This is a genomic window from Kitasatospora sp. NPDC058190 (assembly GCF_042883685.1).
GTDB lineage: Bacteria > Actinomycetota > Actinomycetes > Streptomycetales > Streptomycetaceae > Kitasatospora.
Map to the genome: position 1 here is coordinate 1 of NZ_JBHVVI010000176.1, position 14,337 is coordinate 14,337.

The 14,337-nt window shown below is 74.0% G+C and carries 13 protein-coding genes and 1 riboswitch; of the genes, 6 read left to right on the forward strand and 7 right to left on the reverse strand.

Annotated elements, in window-relative coordinates:
- Positions 1–315: 315 nt before the first annotated feature.
- Positions 316–1,311, reverse strand: a complete 996-nt coding sequence (gene galE / locus ACFVWU_RS41690) for a UDP-glucose 4-epimerase GalE (protein ID WP_387631231.1) — start codon at positions 1,309–1,311, stop codon at positions 316–318.
- Between the two features lie 313 nt (positions 1,312–1,624).
- On the opposite strand from galE, the gene ACFVWU_RS41695 reads away from it, so the two are divergent.
- The 3 genes from ACFVWU_RS41695 to ACFVWU_RS41705 are packed head-to-tail and all read left to right on the forward strand — an operon-like array spanning position 1,625 to position 4,013.
- A complete protein-coding gene (locus ACFVWU_RS41695; RefSeq protein WP_387631233.1) occupies positions 1,625–2,296 on the forward strand; it encodes a DedA family protein in 672 nt (223 codons plus the stop codon).
- Complete coding sequence (locus ACFVWU_RS41700; protein ID WP_387631235.1) at positions 2,293–3,378, forward strand: sensor histidine kinase; 1,086 nt, start codon at positions 2,293–2,295, stop codon at positions 3,376–3,378. Before ACFVWU_RS41695 ends, ACFVWU_RS41700 begins: the two co-directional genes overlap by 4 nt.
- Positions 3,369–4,013, forward strand: a complete 645-nt coding sequence (locus ACFVWU_RS41705) for a response regulator (protein WP_387631237.1) — start codon at positions 3,369–3,371, stop codon at positions 4,011–4,013. Before ACFVWU_RS41700 ends, ACFVWU_RS41705 begins: the two co-directional genes overlap by 10 nt.
- 176 nt (positions 4,014–4,189) lie before the next feature.
- Here ACFVWU_RS41705 and ACFVWU_RS41710 read toward each other — a convergent pair whose 3' ends face one another.
- From ACFVWU_RS41710 to ACFVWU_RS41735, 6 genes are all read right to left on the reverse strand, one after another.
- Positions 4,190–5,026: an ECF transporter S component gene (locus ACFVWU_RS41710; protein ID WP_387631240.1), complete on the reverse strand. Its 837-nt coding sequence runs from the start codon at positions 5,024–5,026 to the stop codon at positions 4,190–4,192.
- On the reverse strand, positions 5,023–6,624 hold the full coding sequence (locus tag ACFVWU_RS41715) for an ABC transporter ATP-binding protein (RefSeq protein WP_387631243.1): 1,602 nt from the start codon (positions 6,622–6,624) through the stop codon (positions 5,023–5,025). Before ACFVWU_RS41715 ends, ACFVWU_RS41710 begins: the two co-directional genes overlap by 4 nt.
- Positions 6,621–7,727, reverse strand: coding sequence for an energy-coupling factor transporter transmembrane protein EcfT (locus ACFVWU_RS41720; RefSeq protein WP_387631245.1), 1,107 nt, complete (start codon positions 7,725–7,727; stop codon positions 6,621–6,623). Before ACFVWU_RS41720 ends, ACFVWU_RS41715 begins: the two co-directional genes overlap by 4 nt.
- Positions 7,728–7,789: 62 nt before the next feature.
- Positions 7,790–8,491 (reverse strand): SCO2322 family protein, encoded by a 702-nt coding sequence (locus ACFVWU_RS41725; RefSeq protein ID WP_387631247.1) that lies wholly within the window; start codon positions 8,489–8,491, stop codon positions 7,790–7,792.
- On the reverse strand, positions 8,491–9,804 hold the full coding sequence (locus ACFVWU_RS41730; RefSeq protein WP_387631250.1) for a prenyltransferase/squalene oxidase repeat-containing protein: 1,314 nt from the start codon (positions 9,802–9,804) through the stop codon (positions 8,491–8,493). The genes ACFVWU_RS41725 and ACFVWU_RS41730 overlap by 1 nt, the downstream gene beginning before the upstream one ends.
- Before the next feature lie 110 nt (positions 9,805–9,914).
- A riboswitch (cobalamin riboswitch) is annotated at positions 9,915–9,999 on the reverse strand.
- A 102-nt stretch (positions 10,000–10,101) separates the two neighbouring features.
- The gene (locus tag ACFVWU_RS41735; protein ID WP_380610632.1) at positions 10,102–10,701 is read right to left on the reverse strand and encodes a TetR family transcriptional regulator; all 600 of its coding nucleotides are present in this window, start codon (positions 10,699–10,701) and stop codon (positions 10,102–10,104) included.
- 288 nt (positions 10,702–10,989) lie between these two features.
- Between ACFVWU_RS41735 and ACFVWU_RS41740 the strand changes: the two genes are divergently transcribed.
- The 3 genes from ACFVWU_RS41740 to ACFVWU_RS41750 all read left to right on the forward strand — a co-directional run bounded on the left by ACFVWU_RS41740 (position 10,990) and on the right by ACFVWU_RS41750 (position 14,236).
- Positions 10,990–12,300: a glycosyltransferase family 4 protein gene (locus ACFVWU_RS41740; protein WP_387631253.1), complete on the forward strand. Its 1,311-nt coding sequence runs from the start codon at positions 10,990–10,992 to the stop codon at positions 12,298–12,300.
- 128 nt (positions 12,301–12,428) lie between these two features.
- Entirely contained in the window at positions 12,429–13,178 is a 750-nt protein-coding gene (locus tag ACFVWU_RS41745; RefSeq protein WP_380610629.1) for a class I SAM-dependent methyltransferase, read from the forward strand.
- Positions 13,175–14,236: a prenyltransferase gene (locus tag ACFVWU_RS41750; RefSeq protein ID WP_380610628.1), complete on the forward strand. Its 1,062-nt coding sequence runs from the start codon at positions 13,175–13,177 to the stop codon at positions 14,234–14,236. The genes ACFVWU_RS41745 and ACFVWU_RS41750 overlap by 4 nt, the downstream gene beginning before the upstream one ends.
- The last annotated feature ends 101 nt before the right edge of the window (positions 14,237–14,337 follow it).

Below are 14,337 nucleotides of genomic sequence, written 5' to 3' on the forward strand. Positions count from 1 at the left end.
CGACGTGCCGGCGATGTTCCGCGGCCCGGAGGCCGAAGCGGGCCTCAACTCCAGCTTCGACCGCCTGGTCGAGCACCTCGCCGCCCAGCACTGACCCCCGACGTCGCACCGGAGAGCGCGGCTGCGTGTGGGCCGAGTCCCGCACGCCCCTTGTAGCGCTGCCCCGATCAGCTCGGGGCGATGACGCGGTCGCCGTCGGCGTGGGAACGATGTCGCGGCTACGTTGAGACATGGTCGCGAGGCCAGGCGGGTGCGGGCCGCGCCACTGGCGGGTTTCGGACACTGTCACTCCGATGGGGTGCTTGGCAACCGCCTTCACTCCTCTTCGAGGATCGTGTGGCGGGCCCGGTTCCAGGCGAGGGCGGCGGCGATGCCGTCCTGGAGGGTGTGAGCCGGGGTCCAGTCCAGCAGGGTGCGGGCGCGGTCGATGGTGGGGTAGGCACCGGCGTTGTCGCCGGGGCGGGCGTCGGTGAGGTGGTGGGGGAGCGGCTCGCCGGTGACGTCCTCGAACGCCTTGACCAGTTCGAAGACGGTGGTGCCGTCACCGGTTCCGAGGTTGATGGGCAGGTAGCGGGGGCCGGTCTCGGGAACGACGGCGTCGAAGCGGCGCACCGCGGCGATGTGGGCGGCGGCGAGGTCCCAGACGTGGACGTAGTCGCGGATGCCGGAGCCGTCGCGGGTGGGCCAGTTCGTGCCGGTGACCGGGAACGACTCTCCGGCGCGGTAGCGGTCGATCATGACGCCGAGGGCGTGGGTGGGCTTGGTGGTCTGCAGGCCGGTGCGCAGCTTGGGGTCGGCGCCGATCGGGTTGAAGTAGCGCAGGGTGATGACCCGCAGGGCGGTGCCGCCGGTGATGTCCTCCAGCGCGCCCTCGAAGGCGGCCTTCGTGCGGGCGTACGGGGACAGCGGCTTGAACGGCGCGTCCTCCGTGATGGCCTGGCCGACGTCGTAGATCGAGGCCGAACCGGAGAAGACGAGCCGGTGGCAACCGTTGCGCAGCAGGTGGGTGACCAGGGCCAGGCCCTTGGTGACGTTGGCGTCGTAGTAGCCGAGCGGGTCGGCCACCGATTCGGGGACGACGATTCGGGCTGCGCAGTTGATGGTGGCGTGGATGTCCGGGTGGTCGCGGAAGACGTGGTTGAGCAGGTCGCCGTCGGCGATGTCGCCCCGGTAGAAGGTGCGGCCGGCGACGAACTCGGGCCGCCCGGTGGACAGATCGTCCAGGATCACGGGCTCGATGCCCTCGTCCAGGCAGGCGCTGGCGACGGTGGACCCGATGAATCCGGCACCGCCGGCGATGAGAACCTTCATGGCCTCTCCCAAATCGGTTGGCGTTGAGCGGAGTTGGGAACTGATGGCGGCCAGCCGAAAGGTGGCGCCCTTGCCGGTCGAAGGGCAGTTCGCCGAACCGTCCCTCCGCAAAAGCGAATTCGACTGACTCCACTGCCGTCGACGCGCGAGTCTTCTGCGTCGGTTTCACGGGAGCGTACATCTGTGACGCATGCCTCCCTCGGAAGCGCCGGCGGGCATCCGAATCCCCGCGCCGGTGGTTGCGGAAAACCACAGTGCGATCGGGTGGTCGACCGCATGGTGGCGGCCTCACCCGCCTCCTAGCGTGAACGGCATGATCACAACATCGGCTTCCTCGATGATCCTCACCGCTTCAGCCGAGCCCGCGGGCGGTGTCGCCGGATGGGCCGCCGACGTCATGGGGACCATCGGCGCCCCGGGGGCCGGGCTGACCAACCTGGTCGATACCGTCCTGCCGTTCGTGCCCAGCGAGGTCATCCTCCCGATCGCCGGATTCGCCGCCGGGCAGGGCCGGTTCAGCCTGCCGGCCGTCATCATCTGGACCACGCTCGGCTCCATCGTCGGCTCCTGGATCGTGTACGCCGCCGGCGCTCTCCTGGGCCGCGACCGCACCCGCGCGCTCGCCGCCCGCGTCCCCTTCGTCAGCCCGCACGAGATCGACCGGGCCGAGGCGTGGTTCGAGCGGCACGGCCGCACCGCCGTGCTGCTCGCCCGCATGGTGCCGGTGGTGCGCAGCCTCATCTCCGTGCCGGCCGGGATCCAGCGGATGTCGTTGACGGCCTTCACCGCGATGACCGCCCTCGGCAGCCTGGTGTGGAACACCGCGTTCGTGGTGCTGGGATACTGGCTGGGCGACAACTGGCAGTTGGTGGAGGAGTACGGGGGATGGGTGTCGAAGGCGGTGGTGGCAGTCGCGGTCCTGGCCGTCGCCCGCTGGTTCCTGGTGCGGCTGCGCCGCCGCCCGAGCGCCCGGCACCGCGGTTGAGGCCCGTACGCGCCGCGGTCGGGATCGCGCTCGGCACGGTCTCGGCCTGCGCCGGGCTCGCCGTTCTCGCCGCGGGGGCACTGGCGCGGTCCACCGGGCCGGTGGTCCGCCTGGCCGCGCTGGACCAGCGACGTGTCGCCGTCCTGCTCGGCGGCGCCGACGCTTCTTCGGACGGCATCGAGCCGCGACGGGCTGCCGCCTACCTGTGGTGCCGCATCCCGGTCGGGCTGCTCGGCGGCGGGGCGCTGTTCCTGCTGGCGGCGGGCGCGTGGACGGCTGCTTCCGGGCTGTCGCGCTGGCTGGCCGGGCGCGACGCGGACGGCATGGCTCCGACCTGGCCGGTCGCCGGATACCTCCTCGCGGTCGGCCTGCTGCTGCTCTTCCTCGACCTGGCCGGACTGGCCGCCGTCGCCGAGCTGGAGCGAAGGCTGGTGCACCGCTTCCTCGGCCCCGACGAACTGGCCCGGATGCGCCGCCGGATCGACGAACTGGCCGCCACCCGGTCCGGGATCGTCGAGGCCGTGGACGCCGAACGGCGCCGCATCGAACGCGACCTGCACGACGGGCTGCAGCAGCGGCTGATCGTGGTGGCGATGCTGCTCGGACGGGCACGCCGCAAGAACTCCGAGGAGCTGTACCGGCAGGCACAGACCGAGGCCGAGCAGGCGTTGGAGGAACTGCGGCAGGTGGCGTGGCGGGTGTATCCCGCATCGCTGGACCAGCTGGGATTGCGCGAGGCACTGGCCGTGGACGCCGAACGCTCACCCATCCCGGTGCACCTCGGCGGCGACCTGACGCGGCGGCCGAGCCCCGCCGTCGAAACGGCCGCCTACTTCGCGGTGCGCGAAGCCCTCACCAACTCGGCCAAGCACGCCGGGGCCACCCGGATCGAGGTGGCGATCGACCAGGACACCGACGTGGTCAGGGTGTCGGTACGCGACGACGGACGTGGCGGCGCCGATCCCGCCGGGCCGGGACTGGCCGGACTGGCACGCCGTATCGCCGCGCTCGACGGACGCCTGACCGTGGACAGCCCGCCCGGCGGCCCCACGCACGTGATCGCGGAGCTGCCATGCGGTTGATGATCGCCGAGGACTCCGCACTGCTGCGCGCGGGTCTGGTCCGCCTCCTGGAGGACGAAGGACACGAGGTGACCGCCGCGGTGGGGGACGCGGACGCGCTGCTGGCCGCGGTGGCCGCCGAGCCCCCGGACGTCACCGTCGTGGACGTCCGCATGCCGCCGAGCCACACCGACGAGGGCTTGCGGGCCGCACTGCGGCTTCGGGCCGAGCGCCCGCGGGTGGGAGTGCTGGTGCTGTCGCAGTACGTCGAACAGCGGTACGCAGCCGAGCTGCTGGCGGCCGACACCCGGGGCGTGGGATACCTGCTGAAGGACAGGATCGGAAGGGTGGAGGAGTTCCTGTCCGCGCTGGAACGGGTGCACGACGGCGGCACGGTGTTCGACCCGGAGGTGGTGCGCCGCCTCCTGGCCCGCACGCGCCACACCGACGACCTCGATCGACTGACGGACCGTGAGCGGATCGTGCTGACACTCATGGCCCAGGGCCACACCAACACGGCCATCGCGCAGCAACTGTTCGTTTCCCGGAGCGCGGTGGAGAAACACACCAACGCGGTTTTCGACAAGCTGCGACTGCCGCGGGACGACGGCACCAACCGCAGGGTGCTGGCCGTCCTGCGGTTCCTCGGCAGCTGACTGCCACCACAGCGTGGGGGCGATCGTGGCGGCGCGGATCGCGAAAGTTCCGGCCGTTCCGGCGGCAGGGGGTGCGGTGGACGGGCCGCGCCGACATGAGTGTGCCGGGCGGGACGGGTTGTGCGGGCGGCCCGTGGCTGGAGTCGGGCAGGTGTGTGGTGCGTGCCGGGCGGGGCTCAGTGATTCGGCGGGCGGAAGGTGACCGGGGCGTCGAAGGCGGCGCGACGGGTGGTGCGGCGCAGGGCGCGCAGGACGGGGGTACCGAGGGTGAGGCACAGCACGACAGTGAGCGCGGCGCGCGGCAGGTCCCAACCGAGCGACGTGGTCAGGCAGTAGGCGGCGAAGCGGACCAGGTTGGCGGGCAGGGGATCACCGGGGACGAAGGAGATGGAGCCGGCCATGCCGCCGATGTACGGCCAGCCATGGAGGTTCATGATCGTGCCGTAGAGGACGGATGAGACGGCGCCGTAGGACGCGAGGAGTAGGAGTTCGCGGCGGCCGCGCAAGGTCGAAGCACCCGGCAGCAGGCCGGCGCCGAGGCAGACCCAGCCCATGGCGAGCATCTGGAACGGCAGCCACGGCCCGACCCCGCCGGTCAGCAGGGCGGAGGCGAACATCGACAGCGAGCCGAGCACGAAGCCGAAGCCCGGGCCGAGCACCCGGCCGGAGAGGACCATCAGGAAGAACATCGGCTCCAGCCCCGCCGTCCCCGCGCCGAGCGGCCGGAGCGCGGCACCAGCCGCCGCCAACACCCCCAGCAGCGCAACGGACTTGGCATCCAGCCCCGGTGCCCCGCCGCCCGCCGAACGGCCCTCGGAGATCTGGGCGATGACGACGGCCAGGAGGAGGGGGAGCAGGAGCGCGAACAGCCAGGGGGCGTCGGCGGAGTGGCCGACCAGCGCCGACTTGGTGGAGGCGAGCAGCGGCCAGCCGAAGGCCGTCACGCCGACGAACGACACCAGCATCAGCGCCGCGACCGACCGGCGCCCGAGCGGAACAGGGCGGCTGCTCATGCGTTCAGTGCCTCCGCGACCTGCTGGACGGTGAGCCACGGCCCGGGCGCCAGCACCTTGGATACCTGCGGCGCGAAGGCCGGCGAGGAGACCACCACCTCCGCCGTCGGGCCGTCCGCGACGATCTCGCCCTCGGCCAGGATCAGCGTCCGGTGCGCCAGTTCGGCGGCCAGCTCGACGTCGTGGGTGGCCAGCAGCACGGCGTGGCCCTCCGCTGCCAGGTCGCGCAGGATCTCCACCAGCCGGGCCTTGGCGGCGTAGTCCAGGCCGCGGGTCGGCTCGTCCAGGAGCAGCAGCGGGGGCCGGGCGGTGAGGACGACGGCGAGGGCGAGGGTGAGGCGCTGGCCTTCGGAGAGGTCGCGGGGGTGGGTGGTGTCGGCGATGCCGGGCAGCAGGCGTTCGACCAGGGCGCGGCACGAACCCGTGGCAGCGCCCGCGTCCGCGTCCGCGGCGGCGCATTCGGCGGTGACGCTCTCGCCGTACAGGAGGTCACGCGGGTCCTGGGGGACCAGGCCGACCTGGCGGATCAGTTCGGCGGGGCGGGTGCGGTGCGGGGTGCGGCCGCCGACGGTGACGCTGCCGGAGTCGGGGGCATGCAGGCCGACCAGGCTGCCGAGCAGGGTGGACTTGCCGGCGCCGTTGCGGCCCATCAGGGCGGTGATCTCGCCGGGGCGCAGCGCGAGGTCCACCCCGCGCAGGGCCTGCACCGGGCCGCGTCGGACGGCGAGGCGGTCGGAGACGGCGATCGGCGCACCGCCCGGGACGGCGCCCGCGGCGGGCACCCGGCCGTCCAGCTCGGTGCGCAACGAAGCCGCCTTGCGGCGCGCGTCGCGCACGGACAGCGGCAGCGGCCGCCAGCCCGCGAGCCGGCCGAGGCCGACCACCGGCGGGTGCACCGGCGAGTGCGCCATCACCTCGGCCGGTTCGCCCAGTACCGGGGGCGCGCCCGGGGTCAGCAGTAGCACCTGGTCGGCGTACTGGACGACCCGCTCCAGCCGGTGTTCGGCCATCAGCACGGTGGTGCCGAGGTCGTGCACCAGCCGCTGGAGGACGGCGAGCACCTCCTCGGCCGCGCCCGGATCGAGGGCCGAGGTGGGCTCGTCCAGGACCAGCACGCGCGGGTGGACGGTGAGCACCGAGCCGATCGCGACGCGCTGCTGCTGGCCGCCGGAGAGCGAGCCCAGCGCCCGGTCGCGCAGGTCGGCGAGGCCGAGCAGGTCGAGGGTCTCCTCGACCCGGCGCCGCATGACGTCGCTCGGCAGGCCCAAGGACTCCATGCCGTAGGCGAGTTCGTCCTCCACGGTGTCGGTGACGAACTGCGCCGACGGGTCCTGGCCGACGGTGCCGACCAGGTCGGCGAGGTCGCGCGGACGGTGCTCGCGGGTGTCCCGGCCGCCGACGGTGACCCGGCCGTGCAGCACGCCGCCGGTGAAGTGCGGCACCAGGCCGCTGACCGTCCCCAGCAGGGTGGACTTGCCGGAGCCCGACGGGCCGACCAGCAGGCAGAGTTCGCCCTCGGGGACGGTGAGGTCGACGTCGTTCAGAACGGGCGCCGCGGAGTCCGCGTACCGTACGGAGACCTGCTCGAAGGTGATCACGAAGCCCTCCGGGGCGGGGTCGGGGCGGCGAACGCCGGTACCAGGCCGAGGAGTACGGTCAGGACGGCGGCCAGCGGCAGCTCGGGGACGGTCGGCGGGACGACGGTGGGGGCGAAGGCGGCCGGGTCCTGGCTGGCCAGGTAGGTGGTGAGGGCCGCCACGGCGGCGCCGGATCCCGCCGTCAGCCACTCGGGCAGGGCCCAGGGGTCCGGCCGGTAGCGGGTTCTGACGGATCGCCGGTTGCCGAGCAGCAGCCCGGCGAAGGCGGCGGCCAGTCCGAGCAGGAGGACGGGCAGCGCCCAGCCGGTGCCTCCGGCGGTGAGCAGCCCGTACGCGGCCAGGCAGACCCCGAGCAGTCCGGCCAGGGTGAGCGCGGCGGTGGCCCGGGCGAGCGGGCGCGGGACGTCGGCGGTGCGGCCGAAGCCTCGGGTGTCCATCGCCGCCGCGAGGGCGATGGACCGTTCCAACGCGCCCTCCAGGACGGGGAGTCCGACGCTCAGCACGGCCGCGATGCCCTTGTCGGTGCGGCCGCGCAGGCGCCGGGCGGCGCGCAGCCGGCGGACGTCGGCGACCAGGTTCGGCGCGAAGGTCATCGCCACCACCACGGCCACGCCCGCCTCGTAGAGCGCGCCGGGCAGGGCGCGCAGGAGACGGGCCGGACTGGCGAGGGAGTTGGCGGCGCCGACGCAGACCAGCAGGGTGGCCAGCCGCAGCCCGTCGTACAGCGCGGCGAGCAGGCCCTCGACGGTGACCCGCCCGCCGATCCGCACGCCCTGCGCCCAGGCGGGGAGCGGGACTTCGGGCAGGGTGAGCAGCACGTGGGTGCCGGGGATCGGCGAGCCGAGCAGGACGGCGAAGACCAGGCGGATGCCCAGCACCAGCAGGCCGAGCCGCAGGAACGCCCCGTACGAGCGCGACCAGGGCGCATCGCCGCGCCGCGCCGCGACCACGTAACCGGCGGTCGCGGCGAGCAGCAGCAGGATCGCCGGGTTGATGGTGCGGGTCGCCGCCGCGCCCAGCCCGAGCGCCCACAACCACCAGGCCCCGGGGTGCAGTTGGCGGGGGCCGGTGGGCGGTCGGGTGCGGCGGGCGGTGCTGCTCACGGATTCTGTCCTGGGAGACGGGAGTAGGAGGTGAGGCCAAGCGGCGGGGGCAGGAGATGAGGTCAGGGGTTGCGGCGGCGGCGCGCCTGCCAGACGGCGCCCCCGGCGAGGACGGCGACCAGCGCACCGCCCGCGACCAGGCCGATGTCCGGGCCGCTGCTGTCGCCGCCGCTCCGCGGGGCGGCCTTGGCAGTGCTGCCCGGCGGCGCGGCGGCCGCGCCCAACTGCTCGGCGCACCCCGCCTTCGGGTAACCGGCGATGGCGCACAGCAGCCCGTTGGTGTCGTACCGCAGCGGCGGCGCGACGGCGGCCAGCACCTCGGCCGAGCTGGCGCGCGGCGCGACGCTGGCGCACGTCGTCCGCTGCTCGGGCGGCTGCGCGGCGGAGGCCCCGGCGTCCTCAGTGGTCCCGAAGTCCAGCACGACGGCCACTCGCTTGCGGCCGTCCTGGGCGGGGGTGTTCGCGCAGATCGCGTCGAAGCGCGCCTGCGTGCGGGGCTTCGCGGCGTCCTGCCCGCCGTCGGGGCTGACGGCGAACCGCCAGCCGTCGACGGCGCCGTCCGGCGGCACGGCGATCGCGGGCCCCTGCTGCTGGTACGTCCACGCTCCGCCGTCGGCCCCGCGCCAGAACGACCAGTACCGGTATCCGGAGGCGGCCTGTGCGGGCGCGGCGCCGGCGATCAGGAGCAGCGTTCCGAGCAGCGCGAGAAGGACGGCCGGCGGCCGCCGCCCGCCGACCGGGAGGCCGTGAACCACCGAGCGCATCAGAGGTTGGGGTTGCGCTTGCGCTGGAGGCTGAGCAGCAGGCCGCCGCCGATGCCGACGAGCAGGCCGACGATGATCAGCCAGAACTGGCCGAAGCCGTCGCTCTTCTTCTTCACCGGGGTGGCGTACGCCGAGGCGGCGTGGCCCTTGGGGGCCGGGCCGAGGGCGGTGAGCTGGTCGGTGAGGCCGGCGGTGTCGTGGTGGGCGGCCTGGGCGACCATGAGGAGGGTGGCGGTGGCGGCGGCGTCGGTGCCGTTCTTGGTCCAGGTGGCGCCCTGTCCCTCAAGCCAGTCGACGGCCTCGGAGGCCTGCTCGGGGTGGCCGCTCTGGGTGAGGGCGAGCGAGGCCCAGGCGGTCGCGGTGTAGTCGGGCTTGGGCTCGGCGCCCGGCATGGTGAGGGTGAGGTGCCGGCCGCCCGCCGACAGCTGGGCGGTGAGGTAGGCGCCGACGGCCTCGCCGGCCTCGGCGTGCGGGACGGCGGTGGGCGCGGAGCCGTCGGCGCAGGCGAGGGGCTTGGGCGTCGATTCGGCGCGCACCGAGGTGGTGACCGGCAGGTGCCCGCCGGCGGCGGCGAGCGCGGCCTGGGCGGTGGCCAGGGTGTTGGGGGCGAGGGTGCCGGCGGCCGGGTCCGGCTGGAAGGCGAAGGCGCCGCGCTGGTCGGCGGGGGCGGTGCAGCCGAGCTGGAAGTGGGCGAGGCCGTCGAAGGCGTTCTTCCCGGCCGCGCCCCCGCTGCCCGCCTTGGCGACGCTCGCCGGGTCGGTCCTGGCCGCGAACAGCGCGTTGACGGCCAGGCCGGTGGAGTTGGCGTCGCCCGGGCTGCCGGGGTTGTAGGGCCAGCTGCCGTCGGCGTTCTGGTTGGCCTTGAGCCACTGCACGCCCTTGTCGACGGCCGGCTGGTGCCCGCCGAGGGCCACCAGCGCCTGGATGGCGACGGCGGTGGCGTTGCTGTCCTCGGTCTTGGCGTCGCAGGCCGCGCCGGCCGCCCGGTAGGAGGGCCAGCCGCCGTCCTCGCACTGCTGCCCGGTGAGCCACGCGACGGCGGAGTCGGCCGGGGTGACCTTGGCGGCCGACAGCGCGGTCAGCGCCAGCGACTGCCGCCAGACGCCGTCGTACGTCGGGTCGCTCTTGCCGTAGAGGCCGTCCGGGACGGCCGGAGCAGCCGAAGTGGTCGGAGCAGCCGGGGCGGCCGGGGCCGCCGGAGTGGCCGAGCCGTCGGAGGGCGAGGGGCTGTCGGCGAGGGCCGGTCCGGCGGCGACGCCGGCGAGCAGCGCGGCGGACAAGGCGGCGGCGCCCAGTCGGGCGGCGTTCAGCATGGTGCGGGTGTGCCTTTCGGTGAGCGGTGGTGGCCCGGGCGGGGGCCGTTCCGTAGTCCTCGACGGGTGCCGGGCGCGGGCGCGCCCGGTCTGGCCGCTCGCCCCTCCCCGGGTGCTCCGACTCGTCCGGGCCGCGCGGTGCGGCGGCCGGGCTCACGGTTGCGGGGTCAGCGCCGGATTCACACCGGCTTCCCCCGGGGGAGGAGCGGGATGGAGTTGTGGTGCCCGTCGACTCTAGCCGCCGGGCCGGGCCGGACCAGCCCCCGGCAGCAGGAACAGGTTCCAGTCCGCGAGGGCTCAGGTCAGCGTCAGCAGCCGGGCCGCCGTGTGCAGGTCGGCCCGCACCTCGGCGATCGAGGCGCGCCCGGAGAGCCAGGCGACCAGGGCCGAGTGCCAGGTGTGCTCGATCACCCGGACGGCCGCCCGCTGGCCCTCGCTGGGCGGCGCGGACTGGCCGATCGCGTCCAGGATGAGCTGTCCGGTGGCCGCGCTGATCCGGTCCACCACGGCCGCGACCGAGCGGTCGGCGAAACACATCGAGCGGACCATCGCCTCGGCCAGCAGCGGTTCGCGCTGCAGCGCGTGGAAGGCCCGGGTGAGCGCGTCGGCGACCCGCAGGGCCGGCTCCTGGTCGGTCGGCGGGTGCCGCCGGATGTGCTCCTGGAGGCCCTGCAGCTGCTCCAGCATGACCGCGACCAGCAGGTGGACCTTGGACGGGAAGTACCGGTACAGCGTCCCGAGGGCGACCTGCGCGCTCTCCGCGACCTCCCGCATCTGCACCGCCTCGTACCCGCCGCGGGCGGCCAGCGCGGTGGCGGCGCGCAGGATCCGGCGGCGCCGCTCGGCCTGGCGCGCGGTCAGCGGCGGCTCGCCCGAGGACGCGGGGGTGGGGCTCACGGACGTGGTCGGCGACGGCAAGTGTGCTCCCGGGGGCGCGTGGGTGGCGGCGTGCTCCAGAACGGGTCGACACGAAGTCGACTCGAAGTCGACCCGCGGTCGGTCGGTCGGGCCGGCGTGGCGGGAATCACCAGCCCTGGTTCCTGAGCGAAAGCTACGGGCCGGTATCTTCGAGGTCTCTCATTGTTCACACGGTCGATGAAGAGTTCCACAGCCACTGAAACCTGATCTACTTTAGCGACCGGCAGCACCAGTAGCACCGATAGCAGCCAGAGATGAGGGCCGAGGATGACCGCGCAGCCGCTGCGGATTGCCCTGCTGTCATACCGCGGGGACCCGTTCTGCGGCGGTCAGGGCGTGTACGTACGGCACCTCTCCCGTGAGTTGGCCAGACTCGGCCACTACGTGGACGTGATCGGCGCCCAGCCCTACCCCGTACTGGACGAGGTCGAGGGGCCCGGTTCGGTGCGCCTGGTCGAGCTGCCCAGCCTGGACCTCTACCGCGCCGACGACCCCTTCCGCACGCCCGCCCGCGGCGAGTTCCGCGGGCCGGTGGACGTGCTGGAGTTCGCCACCATGCGCACCGGCGGCTTCCCCGAGCCGCTCACCTTCTCGCTGCGCGCCCGCCAGTACCTGGCCCGGCACAAGGGCCGCTACGACGTGGTGCACGACAACCAGACCCTCGGCTACGGTCTGCTGGGCCTGGCCCGGCACGGCTTCCCGCTGGTCACCACGATCCACCACCCGATCACCGTGGACCGGCAGTTGGAGCTGGACGCGGCCACCACCCGGCTGAAGCGGCTGTCGCTGCGCCGCTGGTACGCCTTCACCCGGATGCAGCGCCGGGTCGCCGCCCGGCTGGACCACGTGATCACCGTCTCCGGCTCCTCGCAGCGCGAGATCGTCGAGCACCTGGGCGCCGCCCCCGGCGCGATCTCGGTGGTCCCGGTCGGCGCCGACACCCGGCTCTGGTCGCCCTCGGCGGAGGTCGAGCGGGTCCCCGGCCGGATCGTCGCCACCTCCAGCGCGGACGTGCCGCTCAAGGGCCTGGTCTTCCTGGTCGAGGCGCTGGCCAAGGTCCGCACCGAGCGCGACGCGCACCTGGTGGTGGTCGGCAAACCGCAGAAGGACGACGGGCCGGTGGCCGAGGCGGTGCGCCGCTTCGGGCTGGCGGAGCACATCGAGTTCCGCACCGGCCTGAGCGACGAGGAGCTGGTCGACCTGTACCGCTCGGCCGAGGTGGCCTGCGTCCCGTCGCTGTACGAGGGCTTCTCGCTGCCCGCCGCCGAGGCGATGGCCACCGGCACCCCGCTGGTCGCCACCACCGGCGGGGCGATCCCCGAGGTGGCCGGGCCGGACGGCGAGACCTGCCTGGCGGTGCCGCCGGGGGAGGCGGACGCGCTGGCCGCCGCGCTCGGCCGGCTGCTGGACGACCCGAGGCTGCGCGCCGAACTCGGCGCGGCCGGGCGGGAGCGGGTGCTGGCCCGGTTCACCTGGGAGCGGGCCGCCGAGCTGACCGCCGAGGCGTACCGCGCGGCGATCGCCACCGGCGTCGGCGCCCGGGCCCGCTCCGGGCCCGGCTGGCGGTACGTGCCCTGAGTGACGTGCTCTTGAGCGACGCGCCCCGAGCGACGCGCTCTTGACCGACGCGCCCCGGGACACCGGGCGAGTGGTGGCCTGACGAAGCGTCAAGAACGCTTGGTAGCAATAGGAATGGGAGCCCTGCAGTGCTGACCGTCGATTTCTCGCGCTTCCCGCTCGCCCCCGGCGACCGGGTGCTCGACCTGGGCTGCGGCGGGGGCCGGCACGCGTTCGAGTGCTACCGCCGCGGCGCCAACGTGATCGCCCTCGACCAGAACGCCGAGGAGATCGCCGAGGTCAAGAAGTGGTTCGCCGCGATGGAGCTGGCCGGTGAGGCCCCCGAGGGCGCCTCGGCCGTCGCGATGGAGGGCAACGCGCTGGCGCTGCCGTTCGAGGACGAGTACTTCGACAAGATCATCATCTCCGAGGTGATGGAGCACATACCCGACGACAAGGGCGTGCTCAACGAGATGTTCCGGGTCCTCAAGCCGGGCGGCCTGCTCGCCGTCACCGTGCCGCGCTGGCTGCCGGAGAAGATCTGCTGGGCGCTGTCCGACGAGTACCACGAGGTCGAGGGCGGCCACATCCGGATCTACCGGGGCGACGAGCTGCTCGGCAAGCTCAAGGACGCCGGCCTGGAGCCGTACGGCACCCACCACGCGCACGCGCTCCACTCGCCGTACTGGTGGATCAAGTGCGCGGTCGGCGTGGACAACGACAAGGCGCTGCCGGTCAAGGCGTACCACCAGCTGCTGGTCTGGGACATCGTCGGCACCCCGGTGATCAGCACCCTCACCAAGGCCGCCGAGAAGGCGCTCAACCCGGTCATCGGCAAGAGCTTCGTGGCGTACGCCTCCAAGCCCAACCGCGCCGAGTCCGGCCGGGCGGGCGCATGACCGCCGCCGTCCCCGAGGTGCTGCTGCTCGACGGGGTGCTGGACGCCGAGCAGGCGGCCGGCACCGTCCGCAGCATCCTGGCCGAGCAGCGCCCCGACGGCGCCATACCGTGGTTCGCCGGCCACCACCTCGACCCCTGGGACCACACCGAGGCCGCGATGGCCCTCGACACCGCCGGCGAGCACGCTGCCGCCGAGGCCGCCTACCGCTGGCTGGCCGCCCAGCAGAACCCGGACGGCTCCTGGTACGCCGCGTACACCGACGGCGTGGTCACCGACCGCGCCAAGGAGAGCAACTTCTGCGCGTACATCGCGGTCGGGGTCTGGCACCACCACCTCAGCACCGGCGACGACGCCTTCCTGGAATGGATCTGGCCGGTGGTCCGGCGGGCCCTGGACTTCATCGTCGGCCTGCGGCTGCCCGGCGGCCCGATCGCCTGGCGGGTCGACGAGGACGGCGCCGCCACCGACGAGGCGCTGCTCACCGGCTCGTCCAGCATCCTGCACGCGCTGCGTTGCGGCCTGGCCGTCGCCGACTACCTGGAGGAGCCCCAGCCCGACTGGGAGCTCGCGGCCGGGCGGCTGCGGCACGCCATCACCCACCACCCCGAGCGGTTCCTCGACAAGGGCCGCTACTCGATGGACTGGTACTACCCGGTGCTCGGCACCGGCCTGCGCGGCGACGCGGCGGTGGCCCGGATCGAGCGGGACTGGGACCGCTTCGTCGTCCCGGGCCTCGGCGTGCGCTGCGTCAGCGACCGCCCGTGGGTGACCGGCGGCGAGAGCGCCGAACTGGCCCTCGCGCTCTGGGCGATCGGGCAGTCCGACCGCGCGGTGGACATCCTGCGGTGGATCCAGAAGCACCTGCGGCACGAGGACGGCTCGTACTGGACCGGGTACGTCTTCGAGGACGACGCGATCTGGCCCGAGGAGCGCACCACCTGGACGGCCGGCGCGCTGCTGCTCGCGGTGGCCGCGCTCGGCGGGGACCCGGCGACGGTCACGGTGTTCGGCGGGGACCAGCTGCCGGCCGGGCTGGTGGTCCAGGACTGCTGCTGAGGGCGTGAACGCGGAAGGGGCGGGACCGGATCCACCCGGCCCGCCCCGTCCGCGTACGTGGGGGGCGTCAGCCGCGCGGGTGGCCCGAGGTGTCGGTCAGC

What these genes read in the sequence shown, in the direction of transcription:
- ACFVWU_RS41730 (WP_387631250.1), bottom strand. Translation starts at nt 9,804, where the DNA reads ATGCTGAACGCCGCCCGACTGGGCGCCGCCGCCTTGTCCGCCGCGCTG.
- galE (WP_387631231.1), bottom strand. Translation starts at nt 1,311, where the DNA reads ATGAAGGTTCTCATCGCCGGCGGTGCCGGATTCATCGGGTCCACCGTC.
- ACFVWU_RS41750 (WP_380610628.1), top strand. Translation starts at nt 13,175, where the DNA reads ATGACCGCCGCCGTCCCCGAGGTGCTGCTGCTCGACGGGGTGCTGGAC.
- ACFVWU_RS41695 (WP_387631233.1), top strand. Translation starts at nt 1,625, where the DNA reads ATGATCACAACATCGGCTTCCTCGATGATCCTCACCGCTTCAGCCGAG.
- ACFVWU_RS41710 (WP_387631240.1), bottom strand. Translation starts at nt 5,026, where the DNA reads ATGAGCAGCCGCCCTGTTCCGCTCGGGCGCCGGTCGGTCGCGGCGCTG.
- ACFVWU_RS41725 (WP_387631247.1), bottom strand. Translation starts at nt 8,491, where the DNA reads ATGCGCTCGGTGGTTCACGGCCTCCCGGTCGGCGGGCGGCGGCCGCCG.
- ACFVWU_RS41740 (WP_387631253.1), top strand. Translation starts at nt 10,990, where the DNA reads ATGACCGCGCAGCCGCTGCGGATTGCCCTGCTGTCATACCGCGGGGAC.
- ACFVWU_RS41705 (WP_387631237.1), top strand. Translation starts at nt 3,369, where the DNA reads ATGCGGTTGATGATCGCCGAGGACTCCGCACTGCTGCGCGCGGGTCTG.